General features: G+C 53.6%; 14 protein-coding genes. 4 read left to right on the top strand and 10 right to left on the bottom strand.

Annotated elements, in window-relative coordinates; all coding sequences use genetic code 11:
• Positions 1 to 145: 145 nt before the first annotated feature.
• Complete coding sequence (locus ACAN54_RS17385) at positions 146 to 2,464, bottom strand: helix-turn-helix domain-containing protein (protein WP_379157814.1); 2,319 nt, start codon at positions 2,462 to 2,464, stop codon at positions 146 to 148.
• A gap of 247 nt (positions 2,465 to 2,711) precedes the next feature.
• On the opposite strand from ACAN54_RS17385, the gene ACAN54_RS17380 reads away from it, so the two are divergent.
• Together ACAN54_RS17380 and ACAN54_RS17375 are read left to right on the top strand one after the other, a co-directional pair.
• A complete protein-coding gene (locus ACAN54_RS17380) occupies positions 2,712 to 4,361 on the top strand; it encodes an SWIM zinc finger family protein (protein WP_379157810.1) in 1,650 nt (549 codons plus the stop codon).
• A complete protein-coding gene (locus ACAN54_RS17375) occupies positions 4,358 to 7,390 on the top strand; it encodes a DEAD/DEAH box helicase (RefSeq protein WP_379157807.1) in 3,033 nt (1,010 codons plus the stop codon). The genes ACAN54_RS17380 and ACAN54_RS17375 overlap by 4 nt, the downstream gene beginning before the upstream one ends.
• A 214-nt stretch (positions 7,391 to 7,604) precedes the next feature.
• Here the strand turns inward: ACAN54_RS17375 and ACAN54_RS17370 are convergent, their stop codons facing one another.
• Positions 7,605 to 7,781 (bottom strand): hypothetical protein, encoded by a 177-nt coding sequence (locus ACAN54_RS17370; protein ID WP_379157804.1) that lies wholly within the window; start codon positions 7,779 to 7,781, stop codon positions 7,605 to 7,607.
• A 141-nt stretch (positions 7,782 to 7,922) separates the two neighbouring features.
• Here ACAN54_RS17370 and hflX point away from each other — a divergent pair, with 141 nt between their 5' ends.
• Positions 7,923 to 9,200 carry a GTPase HflX gene (gene hflX, locus ACAN54_RS17365; RefSeq protein WP_379157801.1) on the top strand — a complete coding sequence of 426 codons (1,278 nt, stop codon included), beginning with the start codon at positions 7,923 to 7,925 and terminating at the stop codon, positions 9,198 to 9,200.
• A gap of 91 nt (positions 9,201 to 9,291) precedes the next feature.
• Here the strand turns inward: hflX and ACAN54_RS17360 are convergent, their stop codons facing one another.
• On the bottom strand, positions 9,292 to 10,041 hold the full coding sequence (locus tag ACAN54_RS17360) for an SDR family NAD(P)-dependent oxidoreductase (protein WP_379157797.1): 750 nt from the start codon (positions 10,039 to 10,041) through the stop codon (positions 9,292 to 9,294).
• Between the two features lie 165 nt (positions 10,042 to 10,206).
• Between ACAN54_RS17360 and ACAN54_RS17355 the strand changes: the two genes are divergently transcribed.
• Positions 10,207 to 11,094 carry a LysR family transcriptional regulator gene (locus ACAN54_RS17355; protein WP_379157794.1) on the top strand — a complete coding sequence of 296 codons (888 nt, stop codon included), beginning with the start codon at positions 10,207 to 10,209 and terminating at the stop codon, positions 11,092 to 11,094.
• A 73-nt stretch (positions 11,095 to 11,167) separates the two neighbouring features.
• Here the strand turns inward: ACAN54_RS17355 and ACAN54_RS17350 are convergent, their stop codons facing one another.
• From ACAN54_RS17350 to ACAN54_RS17320, 7 genes are all read right to left on the bottom strand, one after another.
• On the bottom strand, positions 11,168 to 14,014 hold the full coding sequence (locus ACAN54_RS17350) for a glycoside hydrolase family 88/105 protein (RefSeq protein ID WP_379157791.1): 2,847 nt from the start codon (positions 14,012 to 14,014) through the stop codon (positions 11,168 to 11,170).
• On the bottom strand, positions 14,004 to 15,728 hold the full coding sequence (locus ACAN54_RS17345; protein ID WP_379157788.1) for a glycoside hydrolase family 3 protein: 1,725 nt from the start codon (positions 15,726 to 15,728) through the stop codon (positions 14,004 to 14,006). Before ACAN54_RS17345 ends, ACAN54_RS17350 begins: the two co-directional genes overlap by 11 nt.
• A 546-nt stretch (positions 15,729 to 16,274) precedes the next feature.
• Positions 16,275 to 16,514 carry a hypothetical protein gene (locus ACAN54_RS17340; RefSeq protein ID WP_379157785.1) on the bottom strand — a complete coding sequence of 80 codons (240 nt, stop codon included), beginning with the start codon at positions 16,512 to 16,514 and terminating at the stop codon, positions 16,275 to 16,277.
• Positions 16,515 to 16,520: 6 nt separating this feature from the next.
• Positions 16,521 to 20,042 (bottom strand): fibronectin type III domain-containing protein, encoded by a 3,522-nt coding sequence (locus tag ACAN54_RS17335; RefSeq protein WP_379157782.1) that lies wholly within the window; start codon positions 20,040 to 20,042, stop codon positions 16,521 to 16,523.
• Positions 20,043 to 20,213: 171 nt separating this feature from the next.
• The gene (locus tag ACAN54_RS17330) at positions 20,214 to 21,761 is read right to left on the bottom strand and encodes an ABC transporter substrate-binding protein (protein ID WP_379157779.1); all 1,548 of its coding nucleotides are present in this window, start codon (positions 21,759 to 21,761) and stop codon (positions 20,214 to 20,216) included.
• A gap of 54 nt (positions 21,762 to 21,815) precedes the next feature.
• Complete coding sequence (locus ACAN54_RS17325) at positions 21,816 to 22,718, bottom strand: carbohydrate ABC transporter permease (protein WP_379157776.1); 903 nt, start codon at positions 22,716 to 22,718, stop codon at positions 21,816 to 21,818.
• A gap of 90 nt (positions 22,719 to 22,808) precedes the next feature.
• Positions 22,809 to 23,795: an ABC transporter permease gene (locus tag ACAN54_RS17320; RefSeq protein ID WP_379157773.1), complete on the bottom strand. Its 987-nt coding sequence runs from the start codon at positions 23,793 to 23,795 to the stop codon at positions 22,809 to 22,811.
• Positions 23,796 to 23,846: the final 51 nt, after the last annotated feature.

Below are 23,846 nucleotides of genomic sequence, written 5' to 3'. Positions count from 1 at the left end.
CGGTTGGCCGGAACCTACATTCCTGCCGGTTGCTCTCTCGCCTCACCCCCGAATTCTCAAGCATCAGCTAGTGTATTTCGTAGCTGTGAAAGTTTTCTCAAATAGAACTTTATCCTATTCGGGGGTGTCCTACAATCGTATTATCTTATTCGGAATCCTCAGAAACGCTGGAATGGCGCGGTTTTGGCCGATCTGCATACTCGCTGGCATATTTGTTACTCTCCCGGAACTTGCCGGGTGTCGTCGATTTGATTTTACGGAAGGCCCGGATGAAGCTGTTCTCATTCTGGTATCCTACCTGGAGGGCAATATCGGCAATTTTCAGACCGCTGTCCAGCAAAAGCTCACAGGCTTTATCAATTCTCAGGTTGGTGAGGTAGTCATACACGGTTGTTCCCGTCTCTTCTTTGAAGAGGGTACTGACCGAGGATACACCCATATTGATATGGGCTGCGATATCCTGAAGTCCGATATTCTCCTGTAAATGACTCTCCATATACGCGATTAGGCTCTGCACCAGCAGATATTCCTTCGATTGCCGGTGTGCGCCCAGCACATTAGCCATATGAACGACGATACGGCACAACATATCTTCAAGCTCGGTAAGATCCATAGTCGTTACCTGATGCCAAGTGTAATCCGCAAGCTCGGCAGGAAGCGGATGACCCCCAGCCGCAGCTATACTCATGATTTCCTCTAACAGATCATTAATGGACCGGAATACCTTTTGCGGTTGAATGCCTTTCTTTCGGGTATCGGCTGCTCCTCTGCGGACCCACTCCTGTCCCGTCTCGGCATCGGATGAATTCAGCGCGTGCAGCACCTGCTGCCTCCAGGCATCATCGGATGGTCCGACGCCCTCTGTATATTGGTTCTCCATTTCCGTGTATGCATGTACAAGTCCGTAACCTTCATACAGCCGGCAGGATAAGGCCAACATGGATTCGTTATACGAATGGGCTACCTGTGAAATACCGGATGCGGTACTGCCGATCCCGATGGATACGGATAATTTCAGAACCTCCTCCAGAATCCCAACCAGTCTGACCGCTTCCGACTTAAGATCACGGTCTTCCTGCGCTATGGGCTGAAGCAGCACGGCTATACTATCCTTCTGCGGAGCCGCAGTTACAGCTCTCCAGGAGGGCTCAAAATACTCCAGGATAATGTTATTCATCGCATATTTCAGCAGCATCTGGTCCTCTTCCATAAATGCCGCTGCCCACTGTGAATGGCGGTCGATCGATATCATCACCAGCTCAAAGGGACCCTCCAGCCAATCGGCAAAATAATGCTCCCACTTCGTCTGTATTTCCTGTGTGCCCATGCTGCGGGCAATCAGATCATTCACATATTTGGAACGCAGCTCCGGCAGGCTCCAATCCGCTACCAGCGATTTGCTCTGGAAATCACCGACCAGCTTGCCGATTACCGGCTCCAGATCATACAGATTGCCATGCCCGGCGGACTCCATATCCGGTGCCAGCAGCTTGTTGATCCGCTTCAGAGGCCGGAAGGCTGCAAAGTTATAATAGTAGATCGCGCAGCAGCCCACAGCGATGGAGATCAGTGACAGCATAATCATCATGTTGCGTGCCGTTGTCACATTTTTTAGCAGCTGCTCCATGGGAACGAGTGAAACCAGCCGCCAGCCGGTCACATTGGAGAAGGTCTGGTTGGCCATATAGGCCTTGCCCTCAATCTTCACATGGGCGAACGGGCTTACATCAATGTCTTTCAGCATCTTGTTCATTTCCGCAAGGGGAAACGGCACGTTCAGCTTCGGATAGATCAGCTCGCCTTCAAGATCGTACACCAATTGATAGCTCGACAGATGACTGTACATTTTGGAGAACAGCATGTCGTAATCCAGATCAATCAGCACAGCTCCCGTCACCTCACCCTTCTGGACAATCGGGCGGGCTAAGGACAGCAGTTCCGTGTTGCTGAGCTGGGGGTCGGTGCCAGTATATACCCTTCTCTTGATGAGCAGAGGCTTCTCCTTAATCTCCTCAATCCATGAGGTCCAGGCATGCTCCGGCGCCTCATCCCAGGAGGCTTTGTAGCCGTAGCCGCTGGAAATCACGGAATGATCCTTGAATTTGATCACGCTGATGGTGTGAATGTCTGGCTCTGTCGCGAGCGTTATCAGATAATCCTGCGGCCCGGCGGCGATGCCTGCCTGATCTGCTGAGGCGGAGTCAATATATTGTAGGATTACAGGGTGAAACGACAGATCCACCGCTTTATTGTCCGACTCCCGGAATGCCCGGTTCGTCACATCCAGATTGATCTGCAGCAGCTCTATATTCGGCGTGTTCAGCTCGGTATCCAGTGCGTTCCGGTATTCCCTGTAAGAGAACAGGCCGATCAGTATAATCAGCAGCGATACACTGACGGTCAACATCAGGATCAGCCGGTTTTGTTTGTTGTTCAGCAAATATTTTAACTTGAATCGCAGCATTGGCGTTGCTTCATCCTTCCGCGGGTCTTTTGACCCAGACCATAGAGTAGCATGTTTTTTCTATACTTCAATATGGAGCATATCATACTCTTTAAGATTTTAAACGTTTAGAGTGAAGAACATGAACAATGATATAATAGTAGAAGCCATGGGGAAACGGATTTGCCATTCCTGTAAAGGGACGGCGCCGTTTCTACTCGTGATAAACACGCGGGTTCACAAAGAATTTTGTACAGGAGATTACCTAATGCAGCCTAATTTGATGATCAACGACGCCGAATGGGACAAGCTCATTTCGGATGTGGCCTATTATTTTGAGGATCTGAATCTCAAGCGGGGATTTCAATATTATAAGCAAAACCGTGTCAAGGCTCTCCGGATGATCTCGCCCCGGAGAGTTATGGCCGTAGTCGAGGGCAGAGAGGATTATGCTGTCAGCCTTGAGCTGGACAACTTGACGGAAAGCCATTGTGATTGCCCGGTGCAGGAGCCCTGCAAGCATATGGCGGCGGTGCTGATGAGTGTTGCCGAATCACAGGAGCGGTCTGTGAATATGCTTGCCAATGCCAAGGCTATCATCGACCGCAAGAAGACAGAGGCCTTAGAGGCTTCTGCGGTTACCGGTGTGTCCGGCAGCCGCCGGGAACAGGCGAAGAAGCTCGCCGGACTGATTCCGGCAGCAACGGTGGGGCAGTGGCGCGAATACATGGCACTGCTCACTGCGCCGCTGGCACAGGCCGTGCGCAATCCGCAGTATTCCGACAGAGCACTGTCCGCCATAATGGAAGCAAAGGCAGATCTGGCCCCTGCCGCTGAATTGCTGTTCCAGCTCAATGCCCGTCTATTCATCCTGGAGAGCCTCATCCAGCCGATCAGCACCACGTATAACGCAGGTCCCCTCTCCTCTTCGAGTTATTCGCTGGGATATTACACGGCTATTGCAGTCTCGGAGCTTAAGGGGTCTGTTGCGAACCTAATGAAGTCCGGCCTGCCGCTAGTTTCAGAGCAGGAGGAGTGGCCACGGGTGAAGGAAACCCTGGATTACATCCGGCTGGAGATGCTGACGGAATCGCGCGACCGGCTGCGGGAGCAGCCTTATTTCTCTTTCTGCTACGACCGGCTCTGGACGAGCTGGATTGCCCCGAACACCAGCGGCTCCAAGCTGTATCTGGAGGAGCTTGATGCACTTCGGGAGCGTGCAAGCGGACTGGGCGCCGCAGTGAACCGCTCCGCCCTGCAACTGGCGGAGAGCCGGATGTACTTCTACCTAAGCGACGATAAAGCGGCCTGGGAACGGCTGGCTGCCGCATCGGAGCGGCCCGGCCTTCACCCGGACGAGCTGATGGGCTTTCTCGCGCAGCTCGCTGAGGCCGGGCATTGGTCCCGCCTGGCAGCCTGGCTCGAAGTCACAGGCCCGCTGCTGAACAGCCGCCTCTATAATCTGCAAGGCTATGCCGGTTATTGGGAGGACGCTGTTCGTCATCTCCCGGAAACGGAGCCTCAAATGTGGAGCACCCTGTCGGGGATGCTTCCGCTCTCCCAGGATATCTACGAAGAGAAGCTGCTGGCCTCCGGCAAGTGGCAGGAATGGATGGATTATCAGTTAGCCTCTGGTAAAGAACCCTCCGACTTCCGGGTCAGCGACCTGCAGCCGGTAGAGAAGAACGCGCCGGAGCTGCTGCTGCCCTTCTACCATCAGGCGGTAGAGCGGTTCGTGCTGGAGAAGAACCGGCACAGCTATAAGGCAGCCGTGAAGCTATTGAAGCGGCTCGCCAAGCTGTACAAGAAATTGAAGCGCGAGGCGCGGTGGGAGGAATTCCTGGATGCTTTCACCGCCCGGCACAGCCGGCTTCGCGCCTTGCAGGAGGAGCTGCGGAAAGGAAAGCTGATCCCATGAATACACAAATGCGAAATATTACCGTTCAGCTGGCCTTGAGCCAATATGGCGATGCCCTGATCTATGGCGTCAATGAGAGGAATGACTACGTCCCAGGCCTACTGCTCAAGCAGCAATTGTTCGCCTGGCATGAGGACTCCTTCTATGGCACGGAATTGACGACCCAGAGCGCCGACGGCGTCGAGCTGGTCATACTTCCCGCTGAGCAGGTGATTCCATTCTTCGCGGAACTTAAGGTGCTTCAGCATATCGACTGGAGCTGGGCAGGCAACGCGGAGCTGCTAACCGCACTTGCCCCGGTTCTGGCCGTACTACTGGACGACAGGCAGTACGTTCCCAGCTTCTCCGCCTTCCGCGAAGGCCAGCTGCGCTGGGACTGGGACGGCCAGGCGCTTGCGCGCTCGGCTGCAGGCAATCCAGCCGCAGCGGAGGCGCTGCGCGGGCTGCAGGAGCGCAGCCCACTTGCGGTAGGGCTGCAGGCCGCCTTCTCTGCGGCGGTCTTTCAGCGGTATTACCGCACGGAAGCCGAAGCCGGCGACCTGCGGAGCGAATTCCCGCTGCTGTTCAGCCGCAGCGGGCCCCAGGCCGCCGGGATGGACGCGGACAGCTGGCTCATGTCCATCGGCTGGAAGGCGGACAGCGCGCCGTTCCGCCCTGCCCTGCAGCTGCTGGAGCCGGACGAGGACTCGTCCTCTTGGCGGCTGCAGCTGCTGCTCCAGGACAAGCGCGACGAATCCGCGCTTGTGCCGCTGCGGCTCTCCGATGACGGAGAGCCGCATGGCCGCTGGCCCGCACCGTGGACGGAGCACGTCCACGAGCGGGCGGCCGGGTGGCTGTCGCGCCTGCGGGACAGCCTGCCCGGCGAGCACATCGGCCGCGGGCGCGATGTGCTGGGGGAGCCGCTTAGCGACGAGGTCGCGTGGCGGTTCCTCACGGTCAACAGCCGGCGCCTGCTGGAGGCCGGCTGGCAGGTGCTGCTGCCGGCGTGGTGGGAGGCCGCCAGCCGGAAGAAACCGCGCCTGCGCGCCAAGATCAGCTCCGGCGAGGGCAAGCGCGGCGGCGGATCGCTCTTTGGGCTGGATGCGCTGGTCGACTTCGACTGGCGCATCTCCATCGGCGACGCCGACCTCTCCGAGGCGGAGTTCGCGGAGCTGGTCGCGCGCGGCGAACGGCTCGTGAAGTTCAGGGGCCAGTGGATTCCCCTGGACCCGGCCCTGCTGGCCCAGATTCAGCGGGCCATGGCTGGAATGGACAAGTCGCAGGGCTTGTCCTTCCAGGATGTGCTTCAGCTGCATCTGCTCGGCAGCAGCGAAGACGATGCGGCTGAAGCCGCCGCGGAACAGGCCGAGGAAGAGGCCGCACGCTTCCGGCTGGAGGTCGAGCTGAACGCGCATCTGGTGAAGCTGATCGGCCAGCTTGGGCAGCGTGAGCAGTGGCCGCAGCCCGCAGTACCTGCCGGGCTGCACGCAGAGCTTCGCAGCTACCAGCACGAAGGGTATGCCTGGCTGGCCTTCCTGCGCCGATTCGGCCTCGGAGCCGTTCTGGCCGATGATATGGGCCTCGGCAAAACCGTGCAGCTCATTGCCTACCTGCTCCATCTGAAGGATCAGCAGGAAGCTGCTGAAGCGGACCCTTCAGCAGGACGATTGCGGCAGACGGACCCGCCCGGCTGGCCTTCCCTGATCATCTGCCCGACGTCAGTACTCGGCAACTGGCAGAAAGAGCTGCAGCGCTTCGCCCCTTCCCTGAATGTGATGCTGCATTATGGAGGCAAACGGCTGGATGCGGGCTACTTCTACGGCGCTGCTTCGCAGGCCGATGTGGTCCTGACCTCTTACGCCACGGCTGCTCTCGACCAGGAGCTGCTGAAGCAATTCACCTGGGCCGCAGTCTGCCTGGATGAAGCGCAGAACATCAAAAATGCCGGGACCAAGCAATCCGCAGCCGTACGCAGCTTTCCCGCACTGCACCGGATCGCGCTGACGGGAACACCTATCGAGAATAGGCTCTCCGAGCTGTGGTCAATCTACGACTTTATCACACCGGGTTACCTGGGCAGCGCCAAGTCCTTCCAGGATCGGTTCGCCAACGCTATAGAGAAGGAACGGGACCCGAAGCGTACGGCCGATCTGCAGCGGATGGTCAAGCCGTTCATGCTTCGCCGCAAGAAAAAAGACCCGGCCATCCAGCTGGATCTTCCTGACAAAAACGAGATGAAAACCTATGTTCACCTCACCGCTGAACAGGCGGCCTTGTATGACCAGAACGTCAACGGGCTCCTGGAACGGATGCAAAAGCTGGAAGGCATGGAGCGCAAAGGGGCCATACTGGCCGCGCTGACCAGCCTCAAGCAGCTGTGCGATCATCCGATGCTGCTGAGCAAGGAGGCATTGCCTGAGGCCGATTCCGGGGGCCGCCTCGACACGGCTCCCTTGATTGAACGGTCAGCGAAGCTGGAGCGGCTGCTGGCCATGGTGCGGGAACTGCGTGAGGAGAATGAACGCTGTCTGATCTTCACCCAATATGTAGGTATGGGCAAGATGCTTCAGGCCGTACTGTCACAGGAGCTGCAAGAGCCGGTGCTGTATCTGAACGGAAGTACGCCCAAAAGCACCCGCGACCATATGATTGAACGGTTTCAGGCCCCCCCGCTTCCGGAGGGAGAATCCTTGCCGGCAGACGGCCAGCTGCAGTCTGACCAGCCGAATGTCTTCATCCTCTCGCTGAAGGCTGGAGGCGTTGGCCTGAACCTGACCGCAGCCAATCATGTCTTTCATTTCGACCGCTGGTGGAATCCGGCTGTCGAGAACCAGGCCACGGACCGTGCCTACCGCATGGGCCAGACTAAGGATGTGCAAGTGCATAAGTTCATCTCGCTGGGGACGCTGGAGGAGAAAATCGATGAAATGCTGGAGAGCAAGCAGCAGCTCAGCGATGATGTAATCGCAAGCTCGGAAGGCTGGATTACCGAGCTGTCCACTGATGCGCTGAAGGACTTGTTCACGTTACGCCGGGAATGGGTTGGTTAACCGGACCTTCCGAAACACCGTTTGTCAGGCTGTCACTCTGGCACTCCCTGAATTGGAGTAAGTTGCCAGCTTTCAGCTGATGTGTTAGAATCAACGTAACTTTTGTAGAACGGAGGGTTGCGTGTGATAGACTATATCCGGATTCGTACTTTACGCGGCTAAGCTAATTATATAGCGCGAAAGCTCTGCCCCGTGCAGAGGACTCAGGATAGGTCTATCCATTTTTGAAGGCAACCCACAGCTTGAACTTTGGTCCGGCAGACAGGAACGGAAGCCGGCACACGCCTTTAGGAATAATTGCATCTTCATACACCATATCAATGAACCGCCGCGGCATACAGGTGGAGCAGCTAGCTGTTCCTTCTGGCCGCTGCTTTTTCAGTACATTCATTGTTGCTATGGGAGATGCTGACGGAGGGACCCGGGAGATCCCCCCTTCCCTCCATCCTATTCTGTTGTCCTCTATTGATACTGTTAGCACAGGCAGCCTGCCTGTGCTTTTTTATTTTACTAATGGAGGTTGAATAAATATATGGAAACTGAAACTATACAGCAAAAGGCAGTAATCGTTGGTGTTCAGCTGCAGAATGACAAGGATTTCGCCTATTCCATGGAAGAGCTGCGCAATCTGGCAGCCGCCTGTGAGCTTGAGGTGGTCGGCGAGCTGAGCCAGAAATCCAGCCGCGTTAACCCGTCGCATTATATCGGGACAGGTAAAATCCTTGAACTGAATGCCCTCTTGGAGGCGTACGATGCACCGGTGGTTATTTTTAATGATGAATTATCCCCTTCCCAGATCCGTAATCTGGAATCGGCGCTGGATCGCCAGGTTATCGACCGGACCGTGCTGATCCTGAATATTTTTGCCGAACGCGCCAAGACGAAGGAAGCCCAGCTCCAGGTGGAGGTGGCACAGCTGCAGTATATGCTCCCCCGGCTGACCGGGATGCGTGAGTCCTTGGGCAGACAAGGCGGCGGCTCTGGACTGAAGAACCGCGGCGCCGGAGAAACCAAGCTGGAGCTGGACCGGCGCAGAATCGAGGAGCGGATCACGGCGCTGCAGCTTGAGCTGCAGACACAGGTAGCCCGGCGGCAGATCCAGCGCAAGCAGCGGCGCAAAAATGAGGTGCCCGTAGTCTGTCTTGTCGGTTATACCAATACCGGTAAATCCAGTCTTATGAATACACTGGTGGATACCTTTCACCCCGGCTCGGAAAAAGGGGTTTTGGCCAAGGATATGCTGTTCGCCACACTGGAGACCTCGGTACGCAGTATTGAGCTGCCGGACCATAAGACGTTCCTGCTGACCGACACGGTCGGCTTTGTCAGCCAGCTACCCCATCATCTGGTCAAGGCCTTCCGTTCTACGCTCGAAGAAGTGACCGAGGCTGACCTCCTGATTCATGTAGCCGACATTTCCGATCCGCAGGTCAGCCAGCATATGGCCGTAACGGAAGAGACCCTGAAGGCACTGGGTGCAGATGGAATCCCGACCGTAATCGCTTATAACAAAGCCGACCTGACGGAACTGCCATACCCAGTGGTTGCCGAGAATTCCGTTACCTTGTCCGCTAAGCAAAACAGCGGAATCGCCGAGCTGATCGGGCTGATCCGGGGTCAGGTATTTAATGATTATATCCAGTGTGAAATTCTCGTTCCGTTCGATCGCGGCAGCGTGGTGTCCTACTTCAATGACCATGCCGATGTGCAGTCGGTCAGCTATGAAGAAGAGGGCACACGCCTGAAGCTGGAATGCCGGACTGCCGATTATGAACGGTTCAAGGACGATTTTATTACCATTTCGCAGTAGAAGCAGACCTGCTTAAATGACTCGTTAAACAGACAAAGACTCCGCAGCTGCAGTACTTAGCTGCTGCGGAGTCTTTGTGTTTGAGAATCCCTTATTTAAACGAAGCATATCCTTCATCAGCCATAACCACGCTGCCGTTGATTGCACTTGCCTCTTCCAAGGTAAGCAAATAGACTGAATCGGCTACCTGTTCAGGTGTTGTCAGTTTATTTCCGATGACTTTGGCCTTCATGGATTCGAGCAAGCCCTGATCTTTATAACCCTGGATAATAGGTGTATCCACTGCACCCGGCGCAACCGCCACTACCCGTATTCCATAGGGGGACAATTCTAATGCGGCTGATTTCGTCATCATGATGACAGCGCCTTTGGAAGCATGATAGGCAAAGGTACCTGGGGATGCCAGAAAGCCGAAAACAGATGCTGCATTGATAATCACACCTTTAATGCCGAGCTCCCTCATTTTTTTGCCAGCAGCAATGATGCCATGTACTACACCATGCTGGTTGACATTGATTACACTATGATAGTCATTCAGGTTTTGATCCAGGACAGGCGTATTCCGCCCGATGCCTGCATTATTAAACATCACATCGATTCTGCCAAAGGCTGCAACTGCTTGTCCGATGAGCGCCTCGACCTCTTCATATTTTGACACATCGGTTCTGACGAAAATAGCTTCGCCGCCCGCTGCCTCAATCATTTCAACCGTCTTCTTGCCGCCCTCTTCATTAAAGTCAGCGACAACCACTTGATCGCCTTTACTTGCAAATTTCAAGGCTGTAGCTCTCCCTATTCCGCTTGCCCCGCCTGTGATCACTGCTACTCTTGTGCTGCTCATCAAATTCTCCTCCTCTACGGTGATGTAATAGACTAAAATAGTAATGGGCAATAAATCATCTTTTATTGAAAGTACTTTCATATACAGTGTAACTCTCTCTAAATTTAAATAAAATTTAATTATATTTACTAATAGTTAATCCATACTTAATAAGGAGAGCTGACGATGAATCTTGAACAGATTGAATACATTGTAAAGGTTGCGAACAAGGGGTCTTATACCAAAGCTGCTCAAGATTTACATGTCACTTTATCGGCAATCAGCCAATCCATCTCCTTACTAGAAACCGAATTAGGCGTCACCTTATTCACCCGTTCCCGTGGTCTAGGTGCCCTGCCTACCATAGAAGGAAAACAAATCATCAAAAAGGCAAGTGAAGTCCTGGTAAAAGTGAATGAACTAAAGGACGAGGCTAAAAGCTGCAGCAACACTTTGAGTGGGGAATTGAAGATAGCTACCATACCCGGTCCTATGCATTTACTCGTAGACGTTGTTTCAAAATTTAAGGAGGATTATCCCCAGGTCAAGATTGAAATTTTCGAAAAAGGGCCGAAGGAGATCCTACATGATCTGGAGCACAGCAACATTGATATTGGATTAATCGTGTTAGCGGAGGAGTTTATCGAAAAAAGTGAGCATTTGACCTTTGAAAAGCTTTTAGAGGGGAAAATGGTTGTAGGTGTAAGTAAAAATTCGCCGCTGGCCCTTGAAAAGAAAATCACGCCCGAACAATTAGTTGGACAAACGTTGGTGTTATATGATGATGAGGATCTTTGGGACCATACCCAAGCATTAATCTCCATGTTCGGCCAAGCAAACATTCTTTTCACAACAAATAACACGAAAGCCATTCAAAATGCAGTGAATCGCGGGCTCGCCATTACCATCGGACTAGAGTACTCCTTCACAGATATCCTGCCTGAGATGGTCCCTATAGCGTTTGAAATGCCCAGCTTAACTCCTGTTCAATATGGTTGGGTTCTTCATAAGGGTAGACATCCTTCGCAGGTATCTAAAAGATTCATTCAACGGCTGCAGTCGGAATTTCATTGATTTCGCTTTATCGCAGACACAACAAAGAAGGCAGGAAGGAATGTTCCTGTCTTCTTCTGTGTTTTTGAGCAGTTTAACAGGCAGCCCCCGCCTCTGCGGGACCTGGGTTAAGGCAGAGGGAAAAGGCTTCTGCTTCATCCCCGCCGCAGCTTACCCGCAGCTTCCCGTCTGCAACCGTAATCTGCGGGTTGGAGCCTTGTGGTGCCTGCTGAATATCCAGTGAAAAGACCATAGCCGCCTGCCGGAGAACAGTAAGATCTATGCGCTTGCGCGGGCCGGCGTATAGAACCAGCTCCACCAGAAGGTGTTCCGCACTCTTCTGAACCTCCCAAGACCAGTCACGTCTCGAACCTTCATGTCCGGTAAAGGCTGCAAACCAAGTCGTCAGCACACATTCTATTTCTCCAATCCGGATGACCGCCCCTTCTTCCGTAGACTCAGCCAGCACGTCTTCCATCCGCCCCCCGATCTCCAGCCGCAGCCGTAAATCTTCAGCCTCTATGGCACCCCCGGTAGGGTCCAGGTTGGGATGGGTATCCCCGCCATCGGTGATAAAATCAATACCGAACAGCACCTGCCCTTGTTCCTGCTTCGACTTGAAGCGGGCCGAACAAAAATCATAGCCGTCATGCAGGCAGCGCAGCTGTATATAGGATGGATAGCCGTTATTATCCGCATAGACCAGCAGCGGCCGTCTCTGATTCCACAAATCACTATTGGTAAATGAACCCACACTCACTTGAGGGGTCATAAAAGTAACGGCCCATTTCCCGCTGCCAGCATCCTTCTTACTCCCTTCATACAGCTGCCGGATTTCCCTTGTGGCCGGAACAGTGAAAAGTTCCAGATAAGCAGCCGGGCATTCGAACCCGCTTCGATACCATTCTTCTTCGTAAGGAAGCTGATCCCAATCAAAAAACATCACTTCTCCCCGGGTCGCCAGCTGCAAAAAAGCCTTACCCTGACTATTCAGGAGCGTCTCGTAACAACGTGAATGCGGCCCGGACCATTGTGCAGTCGCCGGGTGGTAATAGCCAGCCACTGTCCTCCAGCTCAGGTCAATCAGTTCACCGCTGAGCGCCCGCACGCTGTCATCCATAGTCTCGGCACGCAGCTTGGACAGCTCCAGAATGGCAATGTACGTATAGACCGGACTGTTGTATTCCTGAAAAGCGCCGCGTTCCATCGTATAGTCATACAGCTTCTGCAGACGCTTCAGTCCATATTCTGCGTAATCCTCGCGGCCCAGCTGTTCTCCGGCGACTCGGGTGACGAAAGCTCCCAGGATTGCGATATTCGTATAGTCAGGCCCGACATTCCGCTTGATGATTGCCTCACAGGCATACTCAATGGATTGGGCCACCGCCGCCCGCAACGGCTGGGGAAACCTGTATCCATGGCGCGAGAGCGCCTGGACCAGCCGGCTGCCGCAGAAATCTGCCCAGTTCCAGTCCGGCGGGGCCATCTGTGCCAGCGGTTCTTCGTAGAACCAGGACCAGATACCGAAGGTATCATGGCTGCGGTCGGTGTCCTGAAGAGATACGACCTGAGTGATAATATCGAAGGCCCGTTGCTCATACTCTGGCAGCTCCGTATCCAGCAGTCCCAGCGCATATGACAGCGAATCCCGCGTAGAATGGATGAACTCGGCTTCACGCAGCGTGGTATGGTAACCCGGACTGCTGAACGGGGAGCGCAGCAGGTGAAGCTCGGGGTTATACCGGGACTCCAGCGTCTGTATTTTACGGATCAGCAGGCGCTGCTGATCGATGGTCTCATGCTTATTAGCTGTAGCCTCCTTACCCGGTATCTTAGGAGCCATGCTTCCCTCTGCAGTTTTCTTCACAATGACCTTCCTTTCCAGTTCCTGATCTAGTCCCTGATCCAGTGCCTGAGCCAGCAGCTGCATTACAAGCCCCTGCCCGTAGAGTGAAGGATACACTTCAATTGCATTGTAGGCTTCTTCGGAAGGCATGACTGGCGTGCCACCGGATACTCCCTGCACTTCACCGTTTTCCGCAATCAGCGGAAGAATGCCGCTCACGGCCAGCCTGGCGGAGTCCAAATAAGAGGAATCCAGCATGCCATTCTTCACGCCTTTGAAGAAGCCGCAGGCAATACCCGCGCTGCCTGAAGTCTCCTGAACGTAATCGGCTCTGTTCAGGACCGTATGCCACAATCCGTTCACGGCCTGACAAGACCGGAGACCCTCTGCAAGCAAGCGGTACCGGTGGTTCAGCTCTTCCGGAATGTCAGTCACGCCTTGAAGCTCCGTCACAATCTGCGGAACTGCCAAGGTGATCCAGGCATTAGCCCGCGCCCAGCGGACCGCAGACATATGATGGCCCTCACGACTGTTCCAGCCATGATACATCAGACCCGTAGCCGGGTCCTGCAGCAGCTGCATATGCAGTAGTGTCTGCTGCAATGCAGCATCGGCCAGCCGGGAATCTCCGGTTATCCCGCCCAGGCGAGCCAGGAACAAGACGGCCATATAGACCGTATCCGCCCATACCTGTTCCGGGAAATCCACATTCTCGGTTACGGTATGCTCCAGCGCCCCTTCCCGTGTGACCGGCGCAGTGTTCAGCATCCAGCCGGCGGTGGATAACGCCTGTTGCAGTAACCAGGGGTCTTCGGTCAGACGGTACAGCTCTGGAAAAATCGCGAAGGGAGCGAGGGAATTGATGACTTTTACTCCATCAGCCTTGCGTTTATTCCGGTTCACCCACAGCAGTAAGTAATCTAGAACCTTCTCCTCCCCGGAGACTGCCGCATACTCCATCAAAGAAATCACGCCAACGCCCGGAACCCAATCCCAGTGTTCGATGTCCATCCCCCAGTGGCCCTGATGCTCCTCCGAGGTCATATATTGAAACAGAAGGTCCAGTGTCTCCGCAAGCTTCCGCTCAGTGTTCAAGATGATGAAGCCCCCTTAAACGGATATAATCTCCCTGGCAGTCCGCCTTCACCGGAGACTGTCCCTGAAAAGGAACCTCCCCGAACAGCGCCTTGACCGTAAGCTCCACTGTTTCTTCATGCAGTGAATAGGCATTTACCAGCGCATCCAGAAACGGCATATCCTGCAGCAAATAGGGGGTAGCAAAAGATATTCCAATCGGACTGACCGTCTCCGCATGCTGCATCGCCCATATCGCTTTGGCTGCCTCGCCTACCGGACGGGCCGTGTTCATCATGCCGTGCAGAGGCAGAAAATAGGGTGCAAAAGCAGCATCCCAGCGAATCCCCGACAACTCCCATTTCCGGATCGTGCTCAGCGGCTCGAATTCATCGAGAATATCGACCTGAAGACCTCTGTTTCTTAAAAGATCCACAAAGATATTCATCCGCTCATACTTGCGCCCTTCCGTCACTTTGTTCAACATGATGACCAGCACCCGCCGGGTAGTCTGAGGATTAAGCGGCAGAATCCCGCCACGGTTGCGGACAAGCGTAATACTGCGTTCTGCCAGGGTGCGGCTCAGCCCTCTTGCTTCCAGATCCAGCTGCGGCGGCAACTTGTCGTTCAGCAGCGGAAGTCCCTTCGGGTCTCGTCCCTCTTCGTCAGTATGCTGCAGACCCAGCCTGGCCTTAAGCCCCAGAATACGGCGGACACTCGCATCCAGACGTTCCATGCGGACGATCCCTTCCCTGACGGCACGCTCCATCACCCCGAAATAATCCGTACCCGGCCATAACAGCACATCTGTTCCAGCGTTGAAGCAGTCAATTATCCGCTTCTCATAGCTACCCCAGGCCAGGAATCCGCCCATATCCAGCGCATCCGACAGCACTACACCTTCAAAGCCCATACGCTCCCGCAGCAGCTCCGTGGTGATCCGCTCCGATACCGTTGCCGGTACGGGCTTCTCCCCTGGATCACCCTCCATCCAGGGAAGTGCAATATGCCCGGTCATATATGACAGCACACCCTGATCAATCATAGATTGCGACACCTGCCCGTAAGTGGCGAACCACTCTTCCTCGGTCAAGCCGTTAATGGTAGTCACGATATGCTGATCGCGGTAATCCACCCCATCTCCCGGAAAATGCTTCGCACATGCGGCCAGGCCATGATCCTGCATCCCCCGCATGACTGCAACAGCCAGCCTTGCCGCCCGCTTGGGATCATCCCCCAGACAACGCGTAGTTATGACTGGATTCATCCAGTTCAGCAAAAGATCTGTGCCAGGTGCCAGCGCCCAGGTAAAGCCCGCCGCCCGCCCTTCCAGCGCTGTGAATTTGCCATACTCATAGGCCAAGCCATCATCATCCGCAGCAGCCAGCGCGAGGAGCGGCGGGAATGCGGTTAAGCTTTTGACTGCCGATCCCGCACCAAATTCCAGATCACCGGAGAACAGCAGCGGATATGTGCTGATCCGCTGCAGCTGCTCCGTCCATTCCCGGTACTCCTCCGCCTTGCCCGCCGCCTTCTGAATAACCTCACCGCCGATAAAAAAGCTGCCCACCGGGTACATCTTCAGGTAGGCTGCAAGCGCCTCGGCATCATTCCCCTTGAAGGGCAGCCGCCCTGCATGATCCTGCATCGTCTGCCCAATCTTCTCCCGCAGGCTCATGGATGCAAGCATCCGCTCCACCCACTCCTGCTCTTCCTTTGTTAGCGGCCTTAACATGGTTACACTCCCTTCTGACTGATTTCGATCCCCCTAACTAATTTCGATCCCCCTAAATCCCCCTTAGCCAAGGGGGACCCCAAGGGCCCCGGCCCTCTGGACACCCGGATGGCTGGCGTGGGCGGAGGGATTGCGCTCCCGGGCTGCAGCGTGCTTAGAGCGCTTCACCCCTGCGGGGACGCTTTGGCTGCAGCTCACCTGCGCAAGTGCAAGGGTACACTTCGCTGCCCCCTAACCCGCTAACAGCATGGGTTCGCTCCGCTGCCCCTAACCCGATAACGGCAAGGGTACGCTCCGCTGCCCCTAAATCTCCAGATTCAAATCACGCAGGTGCCAGATCGTTCTGACCCTGCGTGATTTCTTCACTGCCTTAAGTGTAGTCCGAGAACGGCAGAGACTAAATAAGACCATCTATAATAAAAGTTCGAAATCCTACAAAGTCTCTAGAGGGATAAACATCTAATACATGTAATGTAAAACCTTTAAATACAGTATCCAACCATTGCAGCGCTAGAGTAGCAACCCAACAATGTGGAAGAAGTATCACTAATTCTCGGTTTCCAGTCTATATTCGAGGATTGCACATTTGCAGGATTTCCAGCCGTTTGGCGGCTCGGAGAGCCTTATTGTTGCACATTCTGCAGGATTTCTGGCCAACTGGCGTTTCATTGCGTTTTCGGCATAATAATTGATACAAATTCCACTCAGCACTCGCACCAGCATGGATTTCCACAAGTTAATCAGGAAGATGAAGCTAGGCTCTGCAGCATCTTCATCTGATTTCACCTGACTTCAATTCAAGCCAATACTTAGCGACTCGCTCAGCTTGTTATTCTCCTTATTCATCTCCTCATATCTCCAGATATCATTCACGAAGAAGCTGACCGTGAAATCGCCGAGGGCCGGGACCGTCCACCTTGGCGTACCTTGGGCGCTGCTGTTGGCGGTCAGCGTGATTTCTTCCCCTGGCTGAATTACTGTATGGTTGGTATCCGACCAGGAGACGACACCGCCGTTGACGGAGAAGGCGCCGCCGGTAATCTGCCCGAGTCCCGTAGAGGGATTCAGCGGGGTCGGGCGTACGCCGATATTCTTCACCTTGGCCCAAAAGATTAAGGAATCGCCGAGCTGCGGTGTGGTGTGGGCGGATGGAGAGCCATCGCTGTTCACAATATTCCAGCCAATATCGGTAACAGTCAGATCCGCGAGTGGTGCTGGAAGTGTAGACTCGTAGCTCTCGAACTCAAACCCATGGACCATGACCAGCCCGTCGGTCCCCTTGATCTCAATCTGGTGCAGCCCGTACTCCAGACCGGTAAGCTCATAGACAATCCGGTTCTCTCCTTCAATGCCCGCTTGGGGAAGAACTACCCTCTGCATAAATTGCCCATCGACGTACACGTCGGCACTGCCCATGTCACTTTTGATATCCGATCTCCAGCGGACTCCAATCCCCTTGAAATTGAACAATGCTGTAGCGTCAGGCGCATAGGTCACGTGAGAGACACTGTTGGAAGCAGCCGCAAATCCGGCATAGTCGATATAAGGATGATCATGTTCTACGGTATACCAGGCCGAGACCGGCACATAGGCGCCTTCCACAAGCTTGAAATAATCAATATTGGCGCCATTCCCGGCAGAGGTGAAGCTGATCATGTTATATCCCGGCTGCAGGGTAATCCCATACTGCCTCGCGGTAAAGTTGCTGTTCCAGCTTCCGGTGGATGGGAGCGTTACGGTTGTTACCTTCTGTCCGTTGACAAGAATATTCTTCTTCGACTCCTGATTGGAAGCGTATGCAATAGTTAAAGTGTAGCTTCCGCCGCTCTCAGAATAGAATCCCTGAATCGTCAATCCCCCGGCATGGGTCTGCTCCACAACCCTTCCCCCGGAAGCGATGCTGTAGTAGCCGATTTTGAGCGGTGGAGCAAAAGACGTGGCTTCCGCTTCGAATTTGGTCGGATCTCCAGGTACATGCGGCGTAATCGGCATCGGCAGTGTGGTTGCTGATACGGCTTCGGTCAGCGGCGAGACATTGCCAAAGTCATCCACGGCCTGAATGCTGTAGCTGTATACGGTCTCAGGGGCTACAGTATAGTCATTGTAAAAGGTAATCCGGCCCGGAATAGTCATTACCGGTTCTGTTCCTCCATCCCGGTATACCTTGTAGCTGACGACCCTATCGTTATCTGTTGAGGCATTCCAGGTCACTTTTACCTGCTCATGGCTTACCGCCACTGCGGCCGGGCTTACTGGAGCAGTTGGCGCGATAGTCTCCAGTTCATCCAGGATGTACTGAACTGTCTCGCCTGCACCCAGGGTAACCGAGAGCGTAAGGTTCGGCGTTGCCGCAAGCTGGACATTAGAGTGGGCGGCGGCATAGGTATCGCCCGGTCCAAACCGCTCTCCGGCATACTGCCCGCTGCCGGGCATGGTTACCCGCACCTGCATCGTCACCGGCTGCGTCTCGAAATTCACAAAATTCAGCAGAATTTTATCTGCCGAAGCCCCTATAGCCGAAGTGCCCAGCGCTGAGGTATCTACTGCGCGGAAATACGCCTTTTTACCATTCAGCGCAGAGGGATTCAGGATCTTATAGCTGAGCGGGCGCCCGTGGGTAGCATACGCAGCGGCCAGCCTGCGGAATGTCTTCAGCCGCGTTTCACCTTGCTCATTCGGATTGGCGGCTACAGCCGCCGTATCCTCGAAGCGGTGTGTATTCCAGTTGATCGCAGAGTTGAATAATCCGAACTCGGTCCCGTCATTGAAGAAGGCTGCATGCTGCATAATGTGGTCAACATAGCCGATATCTCCGCGAAGCTCCCGGTCAAAAGCGGAAGCGAACCTATACGCATACGTGCCGTATTTCGTACTGTCGGAATGATTGTCATTGCTCCCGGTTTCACTCATGGCCATCTCTTTGCCGAATCCCTCATCCGCTTCATGGTACACCTGCAAATTCTCATACAGGCTGCCGCCGGGCAGCGGCTGGACGCCGGTTCCGCCATAGCTGTGTCCATTCGTCACATCTGAAAGCGCTTCAATCTCTTCGCGCTGGGCAGCATCCCGCTCCCACCCGTCCGGAATGCCGTTATATGGCCAATAAGCCCAGCCGGGTGCCACAATTTTCAGATAGGGCTGGCTGTTGGTCTGCCGTTCCTCATCCATCAGCTCATGAATCGCCAAGATTGATGAGCGGGACCAGCCGAACAATCCGGGCTCGTTACCTGTCTCCGCGTATTGGTACAAATCCCCGAATTTACTGACAAAAGCCGTATAGTAGCTCCTCAAAGCCGTGCTGATCGTCCCGGCCACCAGATCCGCATTGTTCTTCCAGTTGCCTCCGATAATGTTGACCATTGGCGTAAGATTCAGGTCACGCATCGTCTCCAGATAGTTCCGCCCCTGCGGGTCCCAGCCCGCACTCGTATCCGACCAGAAGGAAGCCCGCATCCAATTGCCGCTATAGGCGATGCCCATCCATTTGGTCATGGGCGCCAGATGGCGGATGGCGTTCTCATCATACCTAAAGGTATTCGCGGCAAGCGTGGTCCCCAGATGCACATACCGTCCATGAATCGGCTCTTCCGCCTGCTGAGACAGGGATTTCAGCTTGAAATAGTCCCATTCGAACCATAAATAGGAGTCTCCAGCATACCCGGGAGCCTGAGGGTCTGCATACAACCCGCGGTCAACCACCAGCTTAAGCACATTTAAGCCAACATGCAGCTGCTCTTTGGGAATATACAGCTTGTAAGTTTGTTTCCAGGTATACTCCAGAGGAGTTTCCCCATTATTCAGACCTGTGATCTGAATCAAACCGCTCATGAGGCCATTGGTGAATACGGCAAGCTGGGGTATCGCGGTGCTTGCATCAATCACTTTGAAGCTGAACTCCACTCCGTACCGGGGAACCGCCGCCAGCATAAACGAAAAATTCATCGTTCCATTGACATCGGCCTTCATTCCTTTGGAGATCTTATTCCATCTGTACGAAGGCATTGGCAGGAACACATTGCTGAACACATTATTGTACACTGTAAATTCGGCCGAACTGTCGTCGGGTTCGCCTACCTGCCACAGCAGGCCCGAAGGATTATAGGTGGCGGTTGTGGCATCCACCGGCATCGAAACATCAGAAGCCCCGCTGGCGTCAGTATCTAGTTCAGCTGCACTCGGAAAATCCGAATTTTCCTGTTCCTGCTCTATAACATCAAGCCCTGAAGGAGCAGCGGATACCTTACGATCATTTGGAAGCACAACCGCCATCAGCATACAGAACATCAGAAACCATAACGCTATCTTTTTATACATTCGCACATTAACACCCTCTTCTATTTAGAATAGAAACAGGGCCCCCAACTGCTAACTTTTGCGAATAGGAATACCCGACATCCTGGCAAGCGGCCGCTGCAAGCTGACAGTAAGAAATCAGAGGGGTGGCCGAACTTTACCGGATATCGGGTCTGCTAATCATTCAACAACTTATTTGGCGGCCATAAATGCATCCATTTGCGACTGAATTTCGCTTATCACGGCATCCAGTCCAGCGGCCTTCAGCTTGCTGTTCATTTCCTTCAGGATCGGCTCAGGATCTTTTTCCCCGGAATACAAGGTATTCTTATATTGCTTCGTAATATTGATCAGCGCTCCGATCTGCGACTGCACCTTGGTCGAGTCAAAGACAAATCCGATTACCGGGGATACCTTGGAGTTTTTATTCCAGTCAGTATAGAGCTGAACCCGCTTTGGATCTTCATCCTTGTTCAGGTAGTTCAGCAGCACATTTCCGATCATCCATGAAGATACGGAGTTATAGCCGCTGTCCGGAATGAATTCGACCGTATTCTCGCCTACCTTGTTATAATGCTTGCCTTCAATGCCGAAGGTTAACAGGTTATACAGGACGGGATCGGTATGAATCAGGTTCATGAACATCATGGCCCGCTCAGGGTTTTTGGAGGTTCTGGAGATGGCGAGCATGGAGCCCTGCAGACTTTTAGTGCTAACCTGTACCGGCAGCAGAGTTTTGATAATCATGGGTTTCTCGGCGAGACGGGTCCAGTCGTTGGTGGATGTTGGATTCATATTGCCGTAGGTGAACCAGGCCTTGCCGCTTTTCACGGCATCCTTCAGCTCTGTTTTGTCAGTAGCGCCATTCTTGTTGATATATCCCGCTTTGTACCATTCCCGGATCAGCTTCAGACGTGCCAGAATCTCAGGAGTGTCATATTCATTAAAAACCTTCATCGTCTTGTAATCGAGCAGTGTCGGAATTTCATTGCTACCATCGAGGTCCTCGCTGTCCGGGTACACGGTGAACCAGTTCAGGCTGTCGGTATGGTTCATGAACAATGGGGTGATACCCGGTTCTTTTTCCTTAATCGTCTTCAGCATCGGTTCTATATCCTCAAGCTTCTGGATACTGTTCACATCGAACCCATACTTGTCGACAATCGCCTTGTCAAAAGCAAAGCCTACCGACTGGCCCAGCTCCTTCTCGGTTGGAATCGCATACAAATGTCCGTTTACGGTAGCGGCTTGCAGGTAAGCTGGATTAATCTGTGCCTTGGTTTCCTTGGCATAGGTGTCCAGCAGCTCTTCGAGCGGCAGATAAGCACCCTTCGCAGCGTTGGTCATAAAGTTCCAGGTATAGACCATATCGAACACTTCGCCGGACTGGATCATCAGATTCACCTTGTCTGCCGGTTTATCCCAGCTGAGCTGATTGATCTTAATTGTGGCGTTAATCTTATCCTTCAGATATTCATTGATCGCCTGTTCGACGGAAGCCACATCCTTATCCGGTCCGCCAGGCAGATAGAGTGACAGTTCCACCTGCTCAAGCTCATTCGCCTTTTCAGTGGCTGTGGCTGTAGCTGTATCCGAGGCGGCCGGTGCGGTGGTGCTATCCACCTTTGTCCCGGTTGGCTCAGCACCGTTGTTGCTGTTATTGCCGCCGCACCCGCTTAGTGAAAGTCCAATCAGCAGTACAAGTGAAAGCAGTAGACCCGTGCCTTTTTTTCCTGCCATTTCTTGTTTCCTCCCCCTTGATGGTCAATATATGCTAATCGGATGAATCCGAGGTTAGCCTTTAATGGAGCCCAGCGTCAACCCTTTGATAAAATACCGCTGGAAGAATGGATAGGCCAGCACAATCGGACCAATACCGATCAATGCCATAGCCATACGGATGGTTTCACCCGGAAGTTTTGCAAGCTCCGTCGCCGAGCCTTGAATCAAAGCCCCGTTGCGGCTCAGGTAGTCCGCCTGGGAGATCATTTTGTACATCAGGTACTGCAGGGAATAGAGGTCTGTGTCCGTAATGAAGATCATGCTGTTGAACCAGTCGTTCCAGTAATGCAGGGTGTTGAATAGCCCGATCGTAGCGAACACCGGCAGCGACAGCGGGAACACAATCCGGAAGAACGTCCGCAGCTCACCAGCACCGTCAATCTTGGAGGCTTCAATCAGAGCGGGCGGCACACTCATCTGGAAATAAGTCTTCATAATCAGCACATTGAACGGGGACAGCAGCATGGGAACGATCAGGGACCAGATGGAGTTCTTCAGATCCAGCACCTGGGTGTAGACCATATACCAGGGCACCAGCCCGCCGCCGAACAGCATGGTGAAGAAGATCAGGAAGGCGAAGAAACCTCTGTACCTGAAGTCCGTCCGCGAGATCGGGTACGCATACAGGGAAGAGATAAATACGCTGAGCAGCGTGCCGACAATGGTTACAAAAAAGGACACGCCGTAGGCTTTTACAATGACGGTATAATCTTTGAAGATATAGGCATAGGCCTCCAGACTGAACTTCTCCGGGAAAAACTGATACCCGTTCAGCACAATGGAATCGTAGTCCGTAATTGAGATCATGAACACCAGCACAATCGGCAGCAGACAGGTGATCGATAGGATGATGAAAATCATATGGAGTATCACATTCGCCGGCCGGGATATTTCATTGTTGGTCACCGCTTCCATCCTCCTTTCTAAATTGTCATTCCAAAGGTGTTGCTCGTAACTACAGTGAATGTTGGACTTCCGGCCGTTACTCTCACCTTTGGTCATTTTTTAGAAAACGGCCTGGTCCTTGTCGACCTTGCGTACGATCCAGTTCGAGCCCAGGACGAGGAAGAAGCCGACGATGGATTGGTATAGACCCGCTGCGGCGGACATGCCCAGGTTGCCCATATTGATCAAGGCGTTATAGACGTAGGTATCAATGACGAGTGTCGTCGGATACAACGCCCCGGAGTTGAGTGTGGTCTGGTAGAACAGCCCGAAGTCGGAGCGGAAAATACCGCCGATGGCGAGAATGGTAGTGATGATGATGACCGGGCGGATGAGCGGGATCGTAATGTGGAGAATCTGCTTCCATTTGCTGGCCCCGTCGATCAGCGCTGCCTCGTAATATTCGTTGTCAATGCCGATAATCGCCGCAAGATAAATGACGCAGCCATAACCGACCCCTTTCCAGAGGTTGATCAGCGGCAGAATAAACGGCCAGTACTTCGGCTCGGAATACCAATTCAGCTCATTCAGCCCAAACATCGCCAGAATACCTTTGTTCATGAAACCGTATTCAACATTCAGAAAAGCGAACACGAGGTAGCTCACCACCACCATCGACAGGAAATACGGAAAGAACATGATACTCTGATAAAATTTTGCGGCCAGTTTGTTCCTCAGCTCATTCAGGGCAATGGCAATAGATACGGCAATCACCAGGTTGAGAATGATGAACACGAAGTTGTATAGCACCGTATTGCGGGTGATAATCCAGGCATCCGATGTGGCGAACAGGAATTTGAAATTATCCATCCCCACCCATGGGCTTCCGAGAATCCCGTCTACGTAGTTAATATTTTTGAAGGCAATGATGATCCCGAACATCGGCAGGTAGTTGTTAATGAGCAGGAAAATCACACCCGGCAGCAGCATCAGCAGCAGCACCTTGTGCTTCAGCAAATGCCCCAGCATGGAGCTTCTTTTCGGATGGATCCGCACGGGCAACCGCTGCCCGGTGTCCAGCGCACGTCTTTTCTCATGAGTGATCATCGCCTACGCCTCCTGATTCCTTCAGCACTCTCTCTTCCATGCCTTAAGTGT

Source organism: Paenibacillus diazotrophicus, assembly GCF_042610465.1.
The sequence above is the reverse complement of the archived record's forward strand: the minus strand, read 5'-3'. Positions and strand labels throughout refer to the sequence as shown.

Excerpts from the sequence above, each read along its gene's own strand:
- ACAN54_RS17385 (WP_379157814.1), bottom strand. The coding sequence starts at position 2,464 with ATGCTGCGATTCAAGTTAAAATATTTGCTGAACAACAAACAAAACCGG.
- ACAN54_RS17380 (WP_379157810.1), top strand. The coding sequence starts at position 2,712 with ATGCAGCCTAATTTGATGATCAACGACGCCGAATGGGACAAGCTCATT.
- ACAN54_RS17375 (WP_379157807.1), top strand. The coding sequence starts at position 4,358 with ATGAATACACAAATGCGAAATATTACCGTTCAGCTGGCCTTGAGCCAA.
- ACAN54_RS17370 (WP_379157804.1), bottom strand. The coding sequence starts at position 7,781 with ATGAATGTACTGAAAAAGCAGCGGCCAGAAGGAACAGCTAGCTGCTCC.
- hflX (WP_379157801.1), top strand. The coding sequence starts at position 7,923 with ATGGAAACTGAAACTATACAGCAAAAGGCAGTAATCGTTGGTGTTCAG.
- ACAN54_RS17360 (WP_379157797.1), bottom strand. The coding sequence starts at position 10,041 with ATGAGCAGCACAAGAGTAGCAGTGATCACAGGCGGGGCAAGCGGAATA.
- ACAN54_RS17355 (WP_379157794.1), top strand. The coding sequence starts at position 10,207 with ATGAATCTTGAACAGATTGAATACATTGTAAAGGTTGCGAACAAGGGG.
- ACAN54_RS17345 (WP_379157788.1), bottom strand. The coding sequence starts at position 15,728 with ATGTTAAGGCCGCTAACAAAGGAAGAGCAGGAGTGGGTGGAGCGGATG.
- ACAN54_RS17335 (WP_379157782.1), bottom strand. The coding sequence starts at position 20,042 with ATGTATAAAAAGATAGCGTTATGGTTTCTGATGTTCTGTATGCTGATG.
- ACAN54_RS17330 (WP_379157779.1), bottom strand. The coding sequence starts at position 21,761 with ATGGCAGGAAAAAAAGGCACGGGTCTACTGCTTTCACTTGTACTGCTG.
- ACAN54_RS17325 (WP_379157776.1), bottom strand. The coding sequence starts at position 22,718 with ATGGAAGCGGTGACCAACAATGAAATATCCCGGCCGGCGAATGTGATA.
- ACAN54_RS17320 (WP_379157773.1), bottom strand. The coding sequence starts at position 23,795 with ATGATCACTCATGAGAAAAGACGTGCGCTGGACACCGGGCAGCGGTTG.